16 protein-coding genes are annotated in these 16,077 nt (G+C 59.4%); 12 read left to right on the top strand and 4 right to left on the bottom strand.

Annotated features, from left to right (window positions below; genetic code table 11):
• Positions 1–172: 172 nt before the first annotated feature.
• The 9 genes from FPZ52_RS13430 to FPZ52_RS13470 all read left to right on the top strand — a co-directional run bounded on the left by FPZ52_RS13430 (position 173) and on the right by FPZ52_RS13470 (position 7,372).
• Positions 173–1,435: an ABC transporter substrate-binding protein gene (locus tag FPZ52_RS13430; RefSeq protein ID WP_146366093.1), complete on the top strand. Its 1,263-nt coding sequence runs from the start codon at positions 173–175 to the stop codon at positions 1,433–1,435.
• A 67-nt stretch (positions 1,436–1,502) separates the two neighbouring features.
• Complete coding sequence (locus FPZ52_RS13435; protein ID WP_146366094.1) at positions 1,503–2,399, top strand: branched-chain amino acid ABC transporter permease; 897 nt, start codon at positions 1,503–1,505, stop codon at positions 2,397–2,399.
• Complete coding sequence (locus tag FPZ52_RS13440) at positions 2,396–3,337, top strand: branched-chain amino acid ABC transporter permease (RefSeq protein WP_240804454.1); 942 nt, start codon at positions 2,396–2,398, stop codon at positions 3,335–3,337. Before FPZ52_RS13435 ends, FPZ52_RS13440 begins: the two co-directional genes overlap by 4 nt.
• Positions 3,334–4,092 (top strand): ABC transporter ATP-binding protein, encoded by a 759-nt coding sequence (locus FPZ52_RS13445; RefSeq protein WP_146366095.1) that lies wholly within the window; start codon positions 3,334–3,336, stop codon positions 4,090–4,092. Before FPZ52_RS13440 ends, FPZ52_RS13445 begins: the two co-directional genes overlap by 4 nt.
• On the top strand, positions 4,085–4,744 hold the full coding sequence (locus FPZ52_RS13450) for an ABC transporter ATP-binding protein (RefSeq protein WP_146366096.1): 660 nt from the start codon (positions 4,085–4,087) through the stop codon (positions 4,742–4,744). The genes FPZ52_RS13445 and FPZ52_RS13450 overlap by 8 nt, the downstream gene beginning before the upstream one ends.
• 94 nt (positions 4,745–4,838) lie before the next feature.
• Positions 4,839–5,966: a zinc-dependent alcohol dehydrogenase family protein gene (locus tag FPZ52_RS13455; RefSeq protein WP_146366097.1), complete on the top strand. Its 1,128-nt coding sequence runs from the start codon at positions 4,839–4,841 to the stop codon at positions 5,964–5,966.
• Positions 5,967–6,314: 348 nt separating this feature from the next.
• Positions 6,315–6,656 (top strand): ArsR/SmtB family transcription factor, encoded by a 342-nt coding sequence (locus FPZ52_RS13460; RefSeq protein ID WP_146366144.1) that lies wholly within the window; start codon positions 6,315–6,317, stop codon positions 6,654–6,656.
• Complete coding sequence (locus tag FPZ52_RS13465; protein WP_146366098.1) at positions 6,653–7,126, top strand: SRPBCC family protein; 474 nt, start codon at positions 6,653–6,655, stop codon at positions 7,124–7,126. Before FPZ52_RS13460 ends, FPZ52_RS13465 begins: the two co-directional genes overlap by 4 nt.
• Before the next feature lie 12 nt (positions 7,127–7,138).
• Positions 7,139–7,372, top strand: coding sequence for a DUF4287 domain-containing protein (locus FPZ52_RS13470; RefSeq protein WP_146366099.1), 234 nt, complete (start codon positions 7,139–7,141; stop codon positions 7,370–7,372).
• Between the two features lie 90 nt (positions 7,373–7,462).
• On the opposite strand, the gene FPZ52_RS13475 is transcribed toward FPZ52_RS13470, so the two are convergent.
• Complete coding sequence (locus FPZ52_RS13475; RefSeq protein WP_146366100.1) at positions 7,463–7,930, bottom strand: Lrp/AsnC family transcriptional regulator; 468 nt, start codon at positions 7,928–7,930, stop codon at positions 7,463–7,465.
• A 201-nt stretch (positions 7,931–8,131) separates the two neighbouring features.
• Here FPZ52_RS13475 and nhaC point away from each other — a divergent pair, with 201 nt between their 5' ends.
• On the top strand, positions 8,132–9,655 hold the full coding sequence (gene nhaC / locus FPZ52_RS13480) for a Na+/H+ antiporter NhaC (protein WP_146366101.1): 1,524 nt from the start codon (positions 8,132–8,134) through the stop codon (positions 9,653–9,655).
• Positions 9,656–10,106: 451 nt separating this feature from the next.
• Here the strand turns inward: nhaC and FPZ52_RS13485 are convergent, their stop codons facing one another.
• A complete protein-coding gene (locus FPZ52_RS13485) occupies positions 10,107–11,621 on the bottom strand; it encodes a hypothetical protein (protein WP_146366102.1) in 1,515 nt (504 codons plus the stop codon).
• Positions 11,622–11,846: 225 nt separating this feature from the next.
• On the opposite strand from FPZ52_RS13485, the gene FPZ52_RS13490 reads away from it, so the two are divergent.
• Complete coding sequence (locus tag FPZ52_RS13490) at positions 11,847–12,170, top strand: hypothetical protein (protein WP_146366103.1); 324 nt, start codon at positions 11,847–11,849, stop codon at positions 12,168–12,170.
• A 286-nt stretch (positions 12,171–12,456) separates the two neighbouring features.
• Positions 12,457–13,608 carry an HPP family protein gene (locus tag FPZ52_RS13495; protein ID WP_420851716.1) on the top strand — a complete coding sequence of 384 codons (1,152 nt, stop codon included), beginning with the start codon at positions 12,457–12,459 and terminating at the stop codon, positions 13,606–13,608.
• A gap of 110 nt (positions 13,609–13,718) precedes the next feature.
• Here the strand turns inward: FPZ52_RS13495 and FPZ52_RS13500 are convergent, their stop codons facing one another.
• Together FPZ52_RS13500 and FPZ52_RS13505 are read right to left on the bottom strand one after the other, a co-directional pair.
• On the bottom strand, positions 13,719–13,937 hold the full coding sequence (locus FPZ52_RS13500; protein WP_146366104.1) for a hypothetical protein: 219 nt from the start codon (positions 13,935–13,937) through the stop codon (positions 13,719–13,721).
• A 567-nt stretch (positions 13,938–14,504) separates the two neighbouring features.
• Positions 14,505–15,776 (bottom strand): replication initiation protein, encoded by a 1,272-nt coding sequence (locus tag FPZ52_RS13505; protein WP_146366105.1) that lies wholly within the window; start codon positions 15,774–15,776, stop codon positions 14,505–14,507.
• Positions 15,777–16,077: the final 301 nt, after the last annotated feature.

Raw genomic sequence — 16,077 nt, forward strand, 5'->3', positions numbered from 1 at the left:
TCGATCTTCTGATTAGTATTCGATATAAAGAACGCTGTCCAGAATACTGAACAAACAGACTTGGTGAGGGTGAGTAACAGGATTGGCGAAAGTGTTGAAGGTCACGATACAGAACTAAGAAATATGCGTCTGATGGCTACGCATCTGAAGTTTGATGGGAGGAAATCTGAACATGAAGACCTGCGTATTTGCACTGACACTTGGCACTGCACTGGCATCGTCCGGTGCTGTGATGGCACAGGACAGTTTCAAGATCGGGGTGCCGGTCTTTCTGTCCGGCGCGGCAGCGGGACCATTCGGCGAACCGGAGAAACAGGCCGCCGAACTCCTGTTCGACGCGCTTAACGCGGGTGAGGTGCCGGGACCTTACAACACCGTCGGTATCAACGGCCGGACGATCGAGGCGCGTTTTACCGACGAGGCATCAGACGCGGCGGTCGAGTACCGCAACCTTGTCGAACGCGACGGGGTGGACGCGGTGATCGGCTACACGTCTTCGGGCAACTGCAAGACGGTGGCGCCGCTGGCCGAAGAATTGGAAACCTTTACCGTTTTCGTCGATTGCGGCACGCCCCAGATTTTCGAAGAAGTCGTCACCGACCCGAAATTCCTGTTCCGCACCGGACCGACGGCAACGTCCGACGCGGTTGGCGCGGCGCGTTACCTGGTCGATAGCGGCGCGGACCTGTCGCGCGTCGCCGGGATCAACCAGAACTACGCCTGGGGACAGGACAACTGGCGCGATTTCACCGCTTCGCTGAAGGCGCTGGATACCGGGTCGGAAATCGTGTCCGAACAGTTCCCGCAGCTTGGCGCGGGTCAGTACGGGGCCGAGGTCTCGGCGCTGCTGACATCATCGCCGACGGTGGTGTTCAACTCGTTCTGGGGCGGCGACCTGGAGGCGTTCGTGCTGCAATCCGCGCCGCGCGGGCTGTTCGCGCGCTCTACGGTGCTGATGACCTGCGGCGAGGCGCTGTTCCCGACGATCACCAAGGACGTTCCCGAAGGCGCGATCGTGTCCGCGCGCGGCCCGTTCAGCGTCTTTGCACCTGAAAACGAGCTGTCCACCTGGTTCTCGGCCGCCTACGAGGAACGGTTCGGCACCATGGCCACCTATCCCGCGTGGAAGATGGCGCAGGCCATCCTTGGCGCCAAGGCTGCGTTCGAGAAGGCGGGCGAAGGTGCGACCGGGGCCGATGCCGCCGCCGCCTTTGCCGGGATGGAATTCGAAGCGCCTTCGGGCACCGTGAAGATGGCGAATGCCAACGGGCACCAGGCCATCCAGGGCATCGGGTTCGGAACTTACGCGCTGGTGGACGGTGAACCCACGGTCGAGAACGTCAAGTTCTACGAGGCCGAATGCACCAGCCCGCCCGCCGACATGACCGCCGCCGCGTGGATCGAGGCCGGTTTCGAAGGCGCGATCTGCGACTGATCGCCTAGAACGGATCGGGACGCGAGGGTGCCGCGTCCCGCCCATTTCCGATCAACGGACGGACAAGATGCTGAAATTCTCCGCCATCATGCTCGACGGGATGAACTATGCCGCCTGGCTATTCCTGGTTGCCGTCGGGCTGACGCTGATCTACGGGGTCATGCGTATCCTTAACATCGCTCACGGGGCATTTTATGCCATCGGGGCCTATGTCTGCGCCTCGGCGCTTGGGGTCTATTACGGCGCGGGCCTGCCCGAGGCGCTGGCCTTCCTTGCCATGGGCGTGGCTGCGCTGGTGGCGGGCGTGGTGCTTGGCCTGGCCGTGGAACGCGGCGTGCTGCGGTTCCTTTACGGGCGCGACGAGGTGCTGATGGTACTGGTCACCTACGCGATGTTCCTGATCCTCGAGGACGCGGTGAAGATGATCTGGGGCGTGAACAGCTATTTCGTCTACCAGCCCTATGCCTATTTCGGCTTCGTCGAGATCGGCGGGCTGCCCTACCAGGTCTATGATCTGCTGATGGTCGTGCTGGCGGTGGTTCTGGGACTGGGGCTATGGTTCTGGCTGGAACGCACGCGGATGGGCCGGATGACCACTGCCGTCGTCGCCGACCGTGAAATCAGCGCGGCGATGGGGATCAACGTCACCCGCATCTTCGCGACAACCTTCGCCATTGGCACGGTGTTCGCCGTCGTGGGCGGCGTTGTGACCGCGCCGAAGATCGCCGTGACACCGGGTATCGGGGTCGAGGTCATCATCCTGGCCTTCGCGGTGGTCGTCATCGGCGGGCTGGGTTCTATCCCCGGCGCGGCCATCGGCGCGATCTTTGCCGGCTATGCACGCGCGCTGTGCGTTCACCTTGCGCCGCAATTCGACCTGTTCGCCATCTACGCGGTCATGGCCGCCGTGCTGGCCGTGCGCCCACATGGGCTGTTCGCCAAGACCTCGGGACGCAAAATATGATGAAAACGGATTTCCGCCGCGAACCCGTCTATATCGCCGTTCTGGCGGTGTTACTGGTTCTTGCATTCTTCCTGCCCGGCTGGCTGCGCTTTCTGCTGCAGACCGCGCTTGGGGGCGGGCTGGTGGCGCTTGGCGTCGTGTTGCAGATGCGCGCGGGGCTCGTGAACTTCGGGCAGGGGCTGTATTACTGCATCGGCGGCTACACGGTTGGCATGCTGGCCGCCAAGGCCGGGATCACCGAGGCCGCGATCCTGCTGCCTGCCGCCGTAATTGCCGCGCTGGTCATCGGGGCTGTGCTGGCGCTGCTTCTGTCGCGTTACCGTGAAATATTCTACGCGATGCTGTCGTTGGCCGTGTCGATGATCCTTTACGGGCTTCTGGTCAAGGCGGCGTGGCTGGGATCGACCGACGGATTCAACGTGCCGCCGGTCAGCTATTTCGGTTGGCTGCCCGATCGCGGTGTGCGGCCCGACATCGCCTATGGGGTGACGGCGGTGCTGACGGTGCTGGCTTGCTTCTTGGTCGCGCGCTACCTGCGTTCGGGCGCGGGCATGCTGTGCGAGGCGGTGGCCGAGAACGAGATCCGGCTGGAGTACCTGGGCGCGTCGCCCCGGCGCATCGTCAGCATCACCATCGTCATCGCCGCCGGCCTGTCGGGGCTGGGGGGCGGGATCCTTGCCATTTCCACCGGCCATGTCGATCCGTCGATGACCAACTGGACGACCTCTGGCGGGTTCGTCTTCGTCGCACTGCTGGCGGGGCGGGGCAGCACTATCGCCCCGATCCTGGGCTTCTTCCTTCTGGAACTGGTGCGCACCTATGCGCTCGATTTCGCGCCGAACGCCTGGCAGATGATCCTAGGCGCGGTGATGCTTGCCGTGATCCTGCTGCTACCCGACGGGCTGTGGTCGCTCGTCCAGCGGAGGAGAAAAACATGAGCCGCGACGCCATCCTGATTACCGAGGGGCTGGAGAAACAGTTCGGGGGCGTCGTTGCGGCGCGGGACATCTCGGTTGCGATGTATCCGGGTGAAACGCTGGCCGTGATCGGCGCGAATGGGGCGGGCAAGACCACCTTCGTCAACATGGTGACGGGGTATCTGAAGCCCTCGGCCGGGACGATCCGGTTTCGCGGGCGCGACATCACCGGCATGTCGCCGCGCGACACCGCCCGCAGCGGCATTCGCCGCAGCTTCCAGATCAGCCAGATCTTTCCGCAACTGACCACGCTGGAAAACGTGATAATCGCCGATATCGCGGCGGCTGAATCGGGCGGGGCGCTGTCGGCCCCGGCGTTGACTGGCGAACGGATGGATGCCGCGCGCGCCATCCTTGCCCGCTTCGCGCTGGACGGGTTCGCCGACAGCATCGTGGGCACACTGCCGCAGGGCGTGAAGAAGCAGCTTGACATCGCCATGGCTGCCGTGGGCGACCCGGCGGTGATCCTCCTGGACGAACCCACCTCGGGCGTCTCGGTGGACGAGAAGATCGGCATGATGGAAACGGCCCTTGCCCCGCTGAAGGACGGCGAGACGACGCTTCTGTTCATCGAGCACGACATGGACATCGTCCGCCGCTTCGCCGCGCGGACGGTGGCCTTCTACGAAGGCACGATCCTGGCAGACGGCCCGACCGGGGAGGTGCTACAGAACGACAAGGTTCGCCAATACGTGATCGGGGGTGCCCATGCTTGAGGTCAGGACGCTTGACGTGGCCATCGCCGGCACGCCGATCCTGCGCGGCGCGTCGCTTGACGTGCCGCCGGGCACCACCGCCGGCCTGATCGGGCGCAACGGGGCCGGGAAGACCACCTTCATGCGTGCGGTGATGGGACTGCTTCGCCCCGAGGGCGGGGCGATCCTGCTGGACGAGCGCGACGTGACGGCGGAACCGGCGCATGTTCGCGCGCCGATGGGCGTGGGCTACATGCCCGAGGATCGCCGGCTGATCCCCGAATTCAGCGTCGAGGAGAACATCTTGCTGCCGGTCCATGCCACCGGCGCGGGGGTGGACCGCGCGCGGTTGACGATGATCTATGACCTTATGCCGGAAATCGCGCGTTTCGCCGACCGCAAGGCGCTGGCCCTGTCGGGCGGGCAGCAGAAGCTGGTGGCGCTCGGGAGGGCGCTGATCGTCGGGCATCGGCTGCTGCTGCTGGACGAGCCGTTCGAAGGCGTGGCCCCTGCCCTTGCCCAGCGGCTGATCGAGGTGATCGGCGGTCTGCGCGGCGAAGGCATGTCGGTGCTGCTGTCGGAATCCGACCATGTGCACTCGGCCGATCTCATCGACGAGCTTTTCGTGATCGAACGGGGCGAGATCACAAGACGAACCGCGCAGGCGGCGTAATCCGCTCGCCGGGGCGGCGCCTGAAGCGCGCGGGAGGAGAACCATGAACAGCCGTTGCCGTCCGCTGCGCCGACAGAACCGAAGGAGGAACCCGATGAAAGCCAAGATCAGCCTGCTGCGCGAAATGGGGCTGTCGCGCCCCTATACCGAAAGCCGCCCGCTCGAGATCGTCGAGGCGGATCTGGACGATCCCGGCCCCGGCCAGGTGCTGGTCCGGATGGCGGCGGCGGGGTTGTGTCATTCGGATCTCTCGACCATCAACGGCGACCGTCCCCGGCAGATGCCCGTCGCGCTCGGGCACGAGGCGTCGGGCGTGGTCCAGGCGGTCGGCCCAGGCGTCACGCGCCTGGCAGCCGGCGATCACGTGGTGATGGTCTTTGTGGCGTCCTGCGGCCACTGCATTCCCTGCGCCGAGGGCCGCCCTGCCCTGTGCGAACCCGGCGCGGCGGCGGGTGCCAACGGCACGCTGCTGAACGGTGATCGCAAGATCAGCGTGGACGGCGAGAGCGTGAACCACCATATCGGCGTGTCGGCCTTTTCGACCCATGCGGTGATGTCGGAGAATTCCTGTATCCGGATCGACAAGGACATCCCGCTGGACAAGGCGGCACTTCTGGGCTGCGCGGTGCTGACCGGTGTGGGCGCGGTGCTGAATTCAGGCAATCTGAAGATGGGGCAAAGCTGCGCGGTGGTCGGGCTGGGCGGTGTCGGGCTGGCCGGTGTTCTCGGCGCGGTGGCGGCGGGCGCGCGCACGCTGGTTGCCGTCGATCTCTCCGAAGACAAGCGCCGGCATGCACTGGATCTGGGCGCGACCCATGCCATCGACCCGCGCGACGCGGATGCGGTGGCCCGCGTCCGGGACTGGACGGGCGGCGGCGTCGACCTGGCGGTAGAGCTGGCTGGTGCGGTTCCGGCACTGGAGTTCGCCTACGCGATCACGCGGCGGGGCGGCACGACCGTTACCGCCGGGTTGCCCCATCCGGACGCAAAGATGACCGTCGCGCCGGTGACGCTGACGGCGGAGGAGCGTAATCTGAAGGGATCCTATGTCGGCTCCTGCGTGCCGGTGCGCGACATCCCGCGGTTTGCACAGATGATGCAGCAGGGGCAGTTGCCCATCGAGAAGCTGATGACCCACCGGCTGCGGCTGGACCAAATCAACGAGGGGTTCGAGCGGCTTGCCGCGGGCGAAGCGATCCGGCAGGTCATCGTCTTCGACTGAACTCACCCGAGTTGATTTTGATGCATCAAAGCAAGGTGATCATTCCGCTTGTCGTTGATGATGGGTTGGCGAGCCCCTCCTGATGGCATTTGTACCACAGTGGTCTGGAAAGGATCAGGAGGATAGCCGGAATTCGGGGTCGATCACCGGGTATGCCGGGGTATGCAATCATGTTCGGGCCGGTGAAGCTGCCCTCCGGCAGCCGGGCGGGCGTATCCCACCGATCCTGGGGCCTTCAACAGCGATACCTCGAACAATAGTGCCGTAGGTTGTTGTCAGCGGCATAAAAAGTAAGCGATTTGGCTAAGTGTTGTTGACAGCAATGATAGCGAAGTGTTACTTAGCTATATGGCTAAGTTAGATGCTAATCTTGACCGTTGCTTCTCTGCATTGGGCGACCCAACGCGGCGCATGATCTTGCAACGCCTCGCCCGTGGAGAGGCTAGCGTCAGCGAACTGGCGGAGCCGCACGACATGGCACTTCCATCCTTCATGGGACATCTCCGGAAATTGGAAGACGCCGGGCTGATCACATCGACAAAACAGGGCAGAACACGCGTCTGCGAGTTGGCCCCCGATGCCTTCACGCCCGTCAAGGACTGGCTGAGCGAACAAAGCGCGATCTGGGAAGAGCGCCTTGATCGTCTTGATGATTATGTCACCAACATCATGAAGGAGCGAAATAAATGAAACTGAAACCAGAAACCGATCTCAGCTTCACGCGCACACTCAACGCACCGCGCTCGGTGCTTTGGGAGTGCTGGACAACCCCGACACACATCATGAATTTCTTCATGCCCAAGCCTCACAGCCTTGACGCGTGCGAGATTGATCTGCGGGTTGGCGGAAAGTTCAACACAACAATGAATATCGACGGCAAACAGATAGAGAACAAAGGAGTTTATCTCGAAGTCATTGATGGCAGGCGGCTTGTCTTCACCGACACCTATAGCGAGGGCTGGGCACCGGCGCCCGACCCGTTCATGACGGCCATTGTCGAATTTGCCGACAATGGTAGCGGCGGAACGACCTATACGGCAATCGCACGCCATCGCTCACCGGAGGCACGGCAAACACATGAGGATATGGGATTCTTCGATGGATGGGGAACCGTCGCCACGCAGCTTGAAGAGTACGCGCGATCCCTTGCGAATGGCTGAGAAGATTTCGGGATGAATTCACCTGAATCTCAGAAACCGGTCAAAGGCACCGCGTCCTACTTTCCCTCGATCGAGAAAAAATACGGCCGCCCGATCGCCGAATGGACATCCCTTATCCGGAAAAATGCCGGCAAGAAACACATGGAACTCGTCGCTTGGTTGAAGGCAGAGCACGGCATGGGTCACGGTCATGCGAATGCCCTGGTCGCTCACACGTTCGCCGAAAACAAGAACAACGGAGATTAGATCGAAATGAACCCTGCCATCGTGATTTGGGCCGGCCAGACGACTAGATATTGATGATCCGGGTGATCGACTTGGCCTGTCTCGTGTGGCTCAGGTGACCGGAACGGTAATGTCATCCTTTACCAATTCCATCACCACAAATGAGTGGGTCTGATGGACATGCGGGAGTTTGCTGAACTTGTGACCAAGTACACTGCGATACTCGTCGACATCTTTTGTCCGAACCTTGAGTAAGTAGTCGAAGTTTCCGGCAATCATATAGCAGCCTTGAACCTCGGGAATCCTCCGGACTGCTTCATTGAAGGTCTCCAGCGCGTCGTCGCTGGTCTGACTCAGCGACACCATAACAATCATGATACGCCCGGCATCCAGTAGCACGGGATCAAGTTCGGCTCGGTACCCGCGAATATAGCCGGATTTTTCCAACCGTCGCATTCGATAGGAACAGGGGGTCTTGGTCAAATTCACGCGGTCGGCGAGTTCAACAACAGGCAGGCGCCCATGATCCTGTAATGTACGGAGGATCTTGCGATCAATTGCATCAAGTAATTCAGCCATATTGCCTACAAATCGTGAATATTTAAGTGCTAATTTCTTATGTTTATCAAATTATGGGGCCATTTCCTAGGAATTTTGCCTGATCGTATGGATATGAAGGCTAACATGGATCCGACGAGGCGAGCGTATACTCGATCGCCGCATTCCCGGTCGAAACGCCTTCTGCCTGGGACACGCAACGTCGGTGGAAAGGATAAGTAAATGCCCGATTCAAGAAACGGGGACCCGCATCGCCAGCCATCACTGGCACTGGCCCTAACACCCATCATTCTGACGCTCATCGTGTTGGGCGTACAATTATTCTACTTTGGTGATTTTACTCCGCATATTCCGCTAGCTATCGGCTTGGCGATCACTGGCCTTGTCGGCATGGTTCTCGGAATGAAATGGACCGATGTCGAGGAAGGGGTTTTCCACGTCATCCATGTGTCGCTTCCATCGGTTTCGGTGCTGATTTGCGTTGGCATGATCATTGGCGTCTGGATCGCGTCCGGTACCGTGCCAACATTGATCTATTACGGGTTGGTCATTCTCTCCCCGCAGATATTCCTGGCGGCCGCGATGATTTTGTGCGCAGTCGTTTCATTGTCACTAGGCACCTCTTGGGGAACGGTCGGGACGGTCGGTCTGGCCTTGATGGGGATTGGTGCGGGATTTGATGTGCCAGTCTATTGGACCGCAGGTGCCGTCGTTTCAGGAGCATTTTTCGGCGACAAGGTCTCACCGCTCTCGGACACGACCAACCTTGCGCCAGCCGTGACCGGTCAGGATGTGTTCTCGCACATCAAGAACATGATGCCGACCACGGTGCCTTCGATGCTTGCCGCACTCGCCGTGTATCTGTTCGCGGGCTACGCACTGATTGATCCGGCAGGTGGATCTTTCGAACGGATCAATGCCATTACGAGTGCCTTGCAGGATAACTTCTTGATTTCACCCTGGCTGCTCCTGCCAGCTCTATTGGTGATCTTCCTTGCTGTACGTCGAATGCCTCCAATCCCATCTCTGTTCGCTGGTGTTCTGGCGGGTGGCTTGGCAGCCATGTTGTCCCAAGGCGCGACGCTGCATGAGTTGTTCACCTACGGCAATAGCGGCTACAAGATCGACACCGGGATCAGCGAAATTGATAGCCTGCTGAACCGTGGCGGCATCCAGTCCATGATGTGGACGATTTCATTGGTTCTCATCGCTCTCGGTTTCGGCGGTGCATTGGAGAAGACGGGCTGCCTGGAAACGATTATCCGTGCCATACTCACCAAAGTGCATACCTTCGCCGGCGTCCAGACGGCGGCAGTCTCAACATCTATTGCCACCAACCTCGTTGCCGGAGATCCATATCTGTCAATCGCATTGCCCGGCCGCATGTATGCGCCCGTCTATCGGGGGCTGGGCTATTCGACGCTTAACCTGTCACGCGGGATCGAAGAAGGTGGAACTCTGATATCGCCATTGGTTCCATGGAATGCCGGCGGTGCTTTCGTGATCAGCGCCTTGGGCCTTGGGATTGCGGACGGTCAGATCGAGAACCTTCTTTATATCCCGCTCGCGATAGCCTGCTGGTTGTCCCCGGTTATCGGAATCTTCTATGCACAGGTCGGACTGTTCTCGCCAAAAGCGAGTGACGAAGAACGGCAGCGCTGGAAAGAGAGTGGTGAAGCAATCGTCGATCCATCAGCCGGTGCTACGGACAATAGCGCAGAAATGGCGAAGCGGCCCGCAACATGAGATAAGACAGCAGCCGACCTCGTTTGGTCGGCTGCTTGCGTTGACAAGGGGTCCAACCTCAAGAACTTTCGTGGGATTGTCACGTAAACCTGTGGCGATCATCGAACGCATTGCGTCTGCCTATCAGGCGAGTTTGCAGCCGCGTTCCAGCGTTGGGATGGTCAGATCTGAGTAACGCCGGGGTGGGACAGAGCAGCAGTTTCGCGTTGCTGAATGACCTGCGACGAAGCGTTGTCACCCGTGACCTGCCACTGAACTTTCATTCAGCCGCGACCGGAGCCGGTTTCGTTTCATAACGTGTTTGTTTGCCGTTCTATGGCTTCACCAATCTGAACGTCGAGCAGCGCAGTGCTGTATCTGCAAGCGGAAGTGACGGACGCAGCGAAAAGGTCAACGGCCCTTTGCCGCAAACACCCCATCCAGCCGCCAACCATGACCAGAAGATACTCTTCTACATTGCTGCCACGGTCTCGTGCCCCGACGCATTCCGAACCCTGCGACCCGCAATATCCAGGCTCTCTGCAGTTTTCGTGTCATTGGGATAGTGCGTTTTGCTTTTCCACGGGGCCCCGACAGTCGCACGCTCCAGAACCACGGTGGCATAAGGGATTTTCTTCAGCGCCTTCCCGTCAAGCAGCTTGGCAACACCCAGCTGGTCCAACATCTGGGTTTCGTTGATCTCGCCTTTCTCGAACTTGACAATCACCTTCTCGGCATCCGCCAGCGCCATGGTTGCGGCTTCCTTTCGGCTGACGGAATAGCCCCAACTCTTGGTGTAGGACTTACCGTCGATGTCCAGCTCTTGCGGGGCTTCAACCACCAAGGCTACGCTCAACAGATCGTGCCAGCCGCTGGAGTTGCTGTGGATTTCTGTCCAATCCTTGGCGTTCATGATGCCGATAGCCTTGTCGACGGCAGCCTTCTCTAGAACAGGTGTATTGAAAGAGGATCCTTTGTCGCTGTTGAAGTGCCGGACAACCTCTGCTGCAACCGTTTTGGTCACGGGAGTGCGCGACTTGATCTTGCGTTTGCCTGTTACATCGTCCTGCTCCCATTCGATCTGCTCACCACTCCAGGTTTTGATCGACCGGGTGGTCCCGAACTCGTTGCCGGCGCTGTCTGGCGCGTCTCCACCCGTCGCCGCTCGACGGGCCTGACGATCCACCCCGGTCTGGGCACCATGTCGTCCAGTCCCGTGTGTATTCTCGCCGCTTTCGGTACGCTTCACCTGGTCCTCTTGCCATTTGATGGCGTCGTCCATCTCCTGGATCGTCGCCTCGAGTTTCGACTGCATTTCCGCCAGCGGGTTTGCAGCTATCTCTTTCTTGGCGGCATCGACGTTACCCTTGATGTTGGCGAGCATCGTCTTGTCCAAACTTGTGAGCATGTCGTGGTTCTGCTTGGCGGCTTGAATCTGCTTCGCCAGTTCAGCGTTATACTCCTCCACTTCGCGGGTCTTGGCAGCGATGCTCCCGACCAGTGTGTCAATCCGTTCCTTGATCTTTTGCGCGGCCTCCTGCTTTTTGGCCGCACTGCCCTTCTTGCCGGGCAAGTCCTTGAGCAAGGTCTGTTGCTGCGCGAGCTGCTTATTAAGACCGCCGACCTCACGAGAGACATCTTTGGTCTTCTTCTCCAGTATCTTGAGTTCGGCGGCCAGATCCCTGTTGGCTTCCTCTAGCTTCTCCTCAACGGGCTTGGCACGCTGATCGATCTCGCCTGCCCGTGCCTTGGCCCGTTTGATGATCTCCGCCTCGAAGGACTTGGCCGCCTTCTCCACATCCGCCAAAGGCGTCTTGCCGACCATTTTGAGGATCGGCTCCACCATGCCGCGCAGCTCTTGGCGGTCTTCGACCGTCAAAACCGTCTTTACCTTATCAAAGCGACCTATCGCGGTTTTCACTGTGTCGGTGGCAAAGGCTTTGCAAGCGGCGGCGTAATCACGTTCCACCTTTTCGGCAATCTTCAAGGCTCCTGCATAGTCCTCGTCGTCCGCCTTTTGCTGTGCCATAGCCCAAGCGGCACTGATGCTGGAACGGTCCCCCAGTCGGGACAGGTCTTCGGCCAGAGCATTTGCAATGATCTTTCGCGTCTCCGCCCAACGGATCAAGTTCCGATTGGGTCCGCCTCCCACGTCCCCAGGCTGCGACGTGTCATCATCGCTTTCCAGAAGGTTGATCTTGAGCTTCAAACCATGGGCTTTAAGAAAATCTCTGGCGCCGGGAACCAGCCCGGCTGGCGCATCGCCGGTCAGATGCAAGTTGATGTCGCTGCCACTGGTAGAGACTGTCCCATAGGCCACCTTACTGCCACTGGCGGCCTTTTTTGCCCGCTTGGCAAGGACGTCCGCCGATTTTACCTTATCGAGATAGAATGCGGATTCTTCTGCCTTGCTCCCCAAACAGAAACCGAAATTGAGCGCCTTCTTGCGCGAGGCATCAATGAGTTTCTTCATCGCGTCGATTTCGACGTCACTCATCGGCATGACCAATCTCCTTTGGCAAAATGTCTGAAGTGAAAATATCCTCGATAGATATTGCCGTAGCGTCATGCCTGGATCAAGCGTCTATCAACGAGAGTTCTGCAACGGATGATGCAATGCCGCCTCCATTGCAGGCGGGCGCATCTGTTGCAGCAGACGTGTGCTATCAGCGCCCCCGCGATCTGCGTGAAGCACAGCCTCCCGCAAACCTTCGTCTTTTCGGCCAGCCTGATCATAACACTCGCGCCCTTCAGGCCGACTGCAGGTTGCACCTTTCATAAACTGATGAAACTTTGCGCATATCTCAACTGGAGGCGCGCATTTGCATATTTTGAAATCACTGAGCCCCGCCGTTGCCCGCGTTTCAGGCATCGAGGCCATGCGTGCCGGGCTTGGTGCCCTTATCGGTTTGGGGGTGACGGGGCTGTTCCTGCTGTCGCCGCAAATTGACACGGAACTGGGACTCTACCTCGTTGCGCCTTTCGGCGCATCTTCTGTCCTGCTTTTCGCCGTACCCAATAGCCCTCTGGCGCAGCCTTGGTCCGCAATCGTTGGCAACACCGTTGCCGCGATCGTAGGCGTTGCCGTCTGCCTTCTCGTGCTGGACCCGGTGCTGCGGATCGCGCTTGCCGTTGGCCTCGCCGTCACGGCGACTATCCTTTGCCGCGCTATCCACCCTCCCGCCGGTGCCGTCGCGATGACCGCCGCAATGTCACCCGACGCCATCGCCGATCTGGGTTTCCGGTTCGCGCTTGCACCCATTGCAATCGGCACGGCGGCGCTCGTGCTTCTTGCAACGATCTATGCGCGGCTCACGGGGCGACGCTATCCGTTTCGACAGTTCGATGATCCGGGCAATCACGCAACAGAGGACCGCAATCCGACCGAACGCCTCGGCTTGTCTGAAGAAGAACTGATGAGCATTCTTGAACGCTACAGTCAATCGTTCAACATCGGTGTCGAGGATCTGGCCCGATTGATCGGTGCGGCCGAGCTACAGGCCGCCACGCATTCTTCCGGTCCCCTGACAGCAAAAGACATCATGTCCAGCAACCTTGTCACGGTGGACCCAAGAACTGCCTTGAGTGATCTCGCGGACCTGTTCCGCCGACATCGGTTCACCTCGCTTCCCGTCGTCGGGTCTGACCAGACGTTTCTCGGTGTCATCTTCCAGATGCACCTCATCAACCAGGCAAGGGCCGACGCGCTGCGACTTGATCGCGGTTATGCGGCTGCTCTCCGGCGTCTTCTGGATCGGGGCCGGGAAATACCGATAACCGCTGGCGATATCATGAGCGTGGCCGGTCCCCGCGCCACGACCAATACCCCGATCGGAGCCCTGTTGCCTATGATGGCGGATGGCGATACCGATGCCGTTCCCGTCATCGAATACAGAAAGATCGTCGGCATTGTAACTCGCACGGATCTTATCGCGGCCCTCGCTCGGAGTGCAGCGCGCGGCGGCGGCGCTTGATCGTTCGAGATCGGGCAGAAACACGTCGTAAGTCCCAGGCAGAGCGACAAACCACAGTAGGAGAACTGCGCGTGAGATTGCCGCGCAGGGCGGCCCGATACCCCTCGGCCCTACTTTCGATCACGCAGCACGCCGAGAACGATACCAACCAAAAGCACAACACCGCCCAAGATTGTCAAAAACGACCCCAGCGGCAGAAAGAAACTTTCGCGGACGATATTGTCTTCGGTCAGGATACCGCCATAGACCAGATGCTCGATTGCCAGGGCCACGCAACCGAGGACGATGAAGATCAATCCGATCCGGGACCATCGGTTTTCAAATGGCATCTCGTTCCCCGATCAATAACGCTATCGCGTTTCAAGGATTATACGACAAATAGTTTTCGTGTGGCTACTCCTGCTGAAACCCTTTGCCGCCGATAGGCAGTGGTGCAGGCCCTTGATCAAACCCAGAATCAGCATACGGCTTTCGGCGATACCACAGCGACGCGAACCCAACCTTCATCCGGGAAGCCACGTTTCGTCACCGATTTGCCCGGCGGTCCGGTCAAAACGGCGCTGGCCGATGGCCCAGCCCTGCCTGATGCCGTTGGCGTCTGGTCGGGCAACCGGGCAAGCGCTGTGGCCCGCTCTGCAAGCGGTCGCTCGCACAGCAGAAGACCGGCGCTGAAGCTCGGCGGATTCACCGCTCCAACTCGTTCGGGGTATCTATGCCAACGCGCCTGCATCTTTCTTTTATGTGTAGAAGATAGAACCACAACGCTCACAAATCCATGTTATTGACTAGTAGATGATGGTCAATCCCGTGGATTTGATCATCTGCCTGGGACCAGCTCGTGGTGCGAACGGGCCGCATCTGCGGCCCCTGTTGCTGCATACGCCCAGTCGTCGGCCTCAATCGGTTTCGAGAACATCGTCGGGCCGCGCCGGTAGCCCTTCCGGTACCAGATCTGCCCAGAAGGCATGAATCTTTGCGAAGGCTCCCCGAGCATGCCAGCCGAACTGCTTGAACTGGTGTCGCTCAAAATCGTCCTCCAAGAGACGCGTGAAGCGATCCTTCACGGCCTTACGGCTCGCGGGCGAGCGCTTCTCGAGGTTTGCGTCGATTATCTTTAAACACGCTGCCCGCCACTCTGCGTCCCTTTGAAGTGACGCTGCACGCGCTTCATCGGCAAGATCGGCCGGCGTGGGCTTGGGTGGTGCTGGCGGAGCCGTTGCAGTTTCCTCTTTTTTGGGAACCACTTTGAAATCCCCGTTGATCGCCGCCGACAGATAGCCTGCGGGGGTCTTGCGTACCCTGCCCTTCCGGCGCTCACCGTCAACAAAGTCAAGTTTCTCGCAAACATATTCCTCGCCATGCTCAGCGATCCATCGCTGCGCGAGCCGTCGCGAGATGCCATTCTCTACCAGCCTGCGATAGGCCACCGTTTTGCGGATCGCGTCGTCATCGCCGAGATCAAACAGTGTCTCTTGCCCGTTGCGCGTGATCAGAAAGCGAATGAACCGCACCTTGCGGCTTTCGCGCCTGACCTCCGCGACCAATGAAATGTCGGATACCGAGTTCACCTCTTTCACCGACGGCTTGATGATCTTGGCGTTCAGCTTCGAAAAATCCTCATAATACGCACTGTCATGCACGCCCATCAACCTGCGGAACACATCAAGTTCCCACCACCCGGTTGACCCGGTCCGCACGAAACGGAAGCAATTTTCGTAGAGCGCCAATGCGTGCCCCGACGTGAAATTTCGCTGGATCCGCATGTTGATCATGGAAAAAACCGATGGGTCGTACAGCTTCGCCGCCAGTGGAGCGGAATAGGCATACTCGCAAACCCCGCTCGCGAGCTTCGCATAGGAGATCATTGAGGAAATCCCCCATTCCTCCTCGCCATTGTCGCCCAGCATGTTCCATTCAGCGGTCGTTTCAGCGAGCGCCCGCAGTGCGCCTTTCAATGTGTCATGATCGCGAGACGCATAGCCAGACATCGCGCAAAGGGTTTCCGCGTCAATACGATGCGACGTTTTCGTCAGCAGGTCGTCATAAGCGTGAAGCAGCAAACAGTTCGAAAGTTTTCGCTGCAGAAGGCTTAGCTTACCACCTACATGAATAGCTGCCACATGCTTGCGAAGGCTTTCCCGCTCGGTGATCTGGTGGAACTTGGTCAACTGCTCGACTCGGTTTGGTTGTTTTCCGTATCGAGCCTCATATCCGACCCTTGTGTCAATCCGTACGGGGATGTTTTGCTAATACTGCATCGTGGGCCGTTGCACGCAAACGGGTCGTTTCAGGCGGGCGCCATGCACGTAAATGGGTATCTTTTAGGTGAAACACCGTCAGAATGGAGGGGCGCTGATGGCCGCTTCGTATCGTTTTCGCCAATTATGGACACCCAAGGGGCTCTTTTCGTACTCCAGAATATGTTCACGCAGATGGGTAGGTTTGCGCACGGGAATCGGTATGTCTGCG

Source organism: Qingshengfaniella alkalisoli, from assembly GCF_007855645.1.
GTDB classification, from domain to species: Bacteria; Pseudomonadota; Alphaproteobacteria; order Rhodobacterales; family Rhodobacteraceae; genus Qingshengfaniella; species Qingshengfaniella alkalisoli.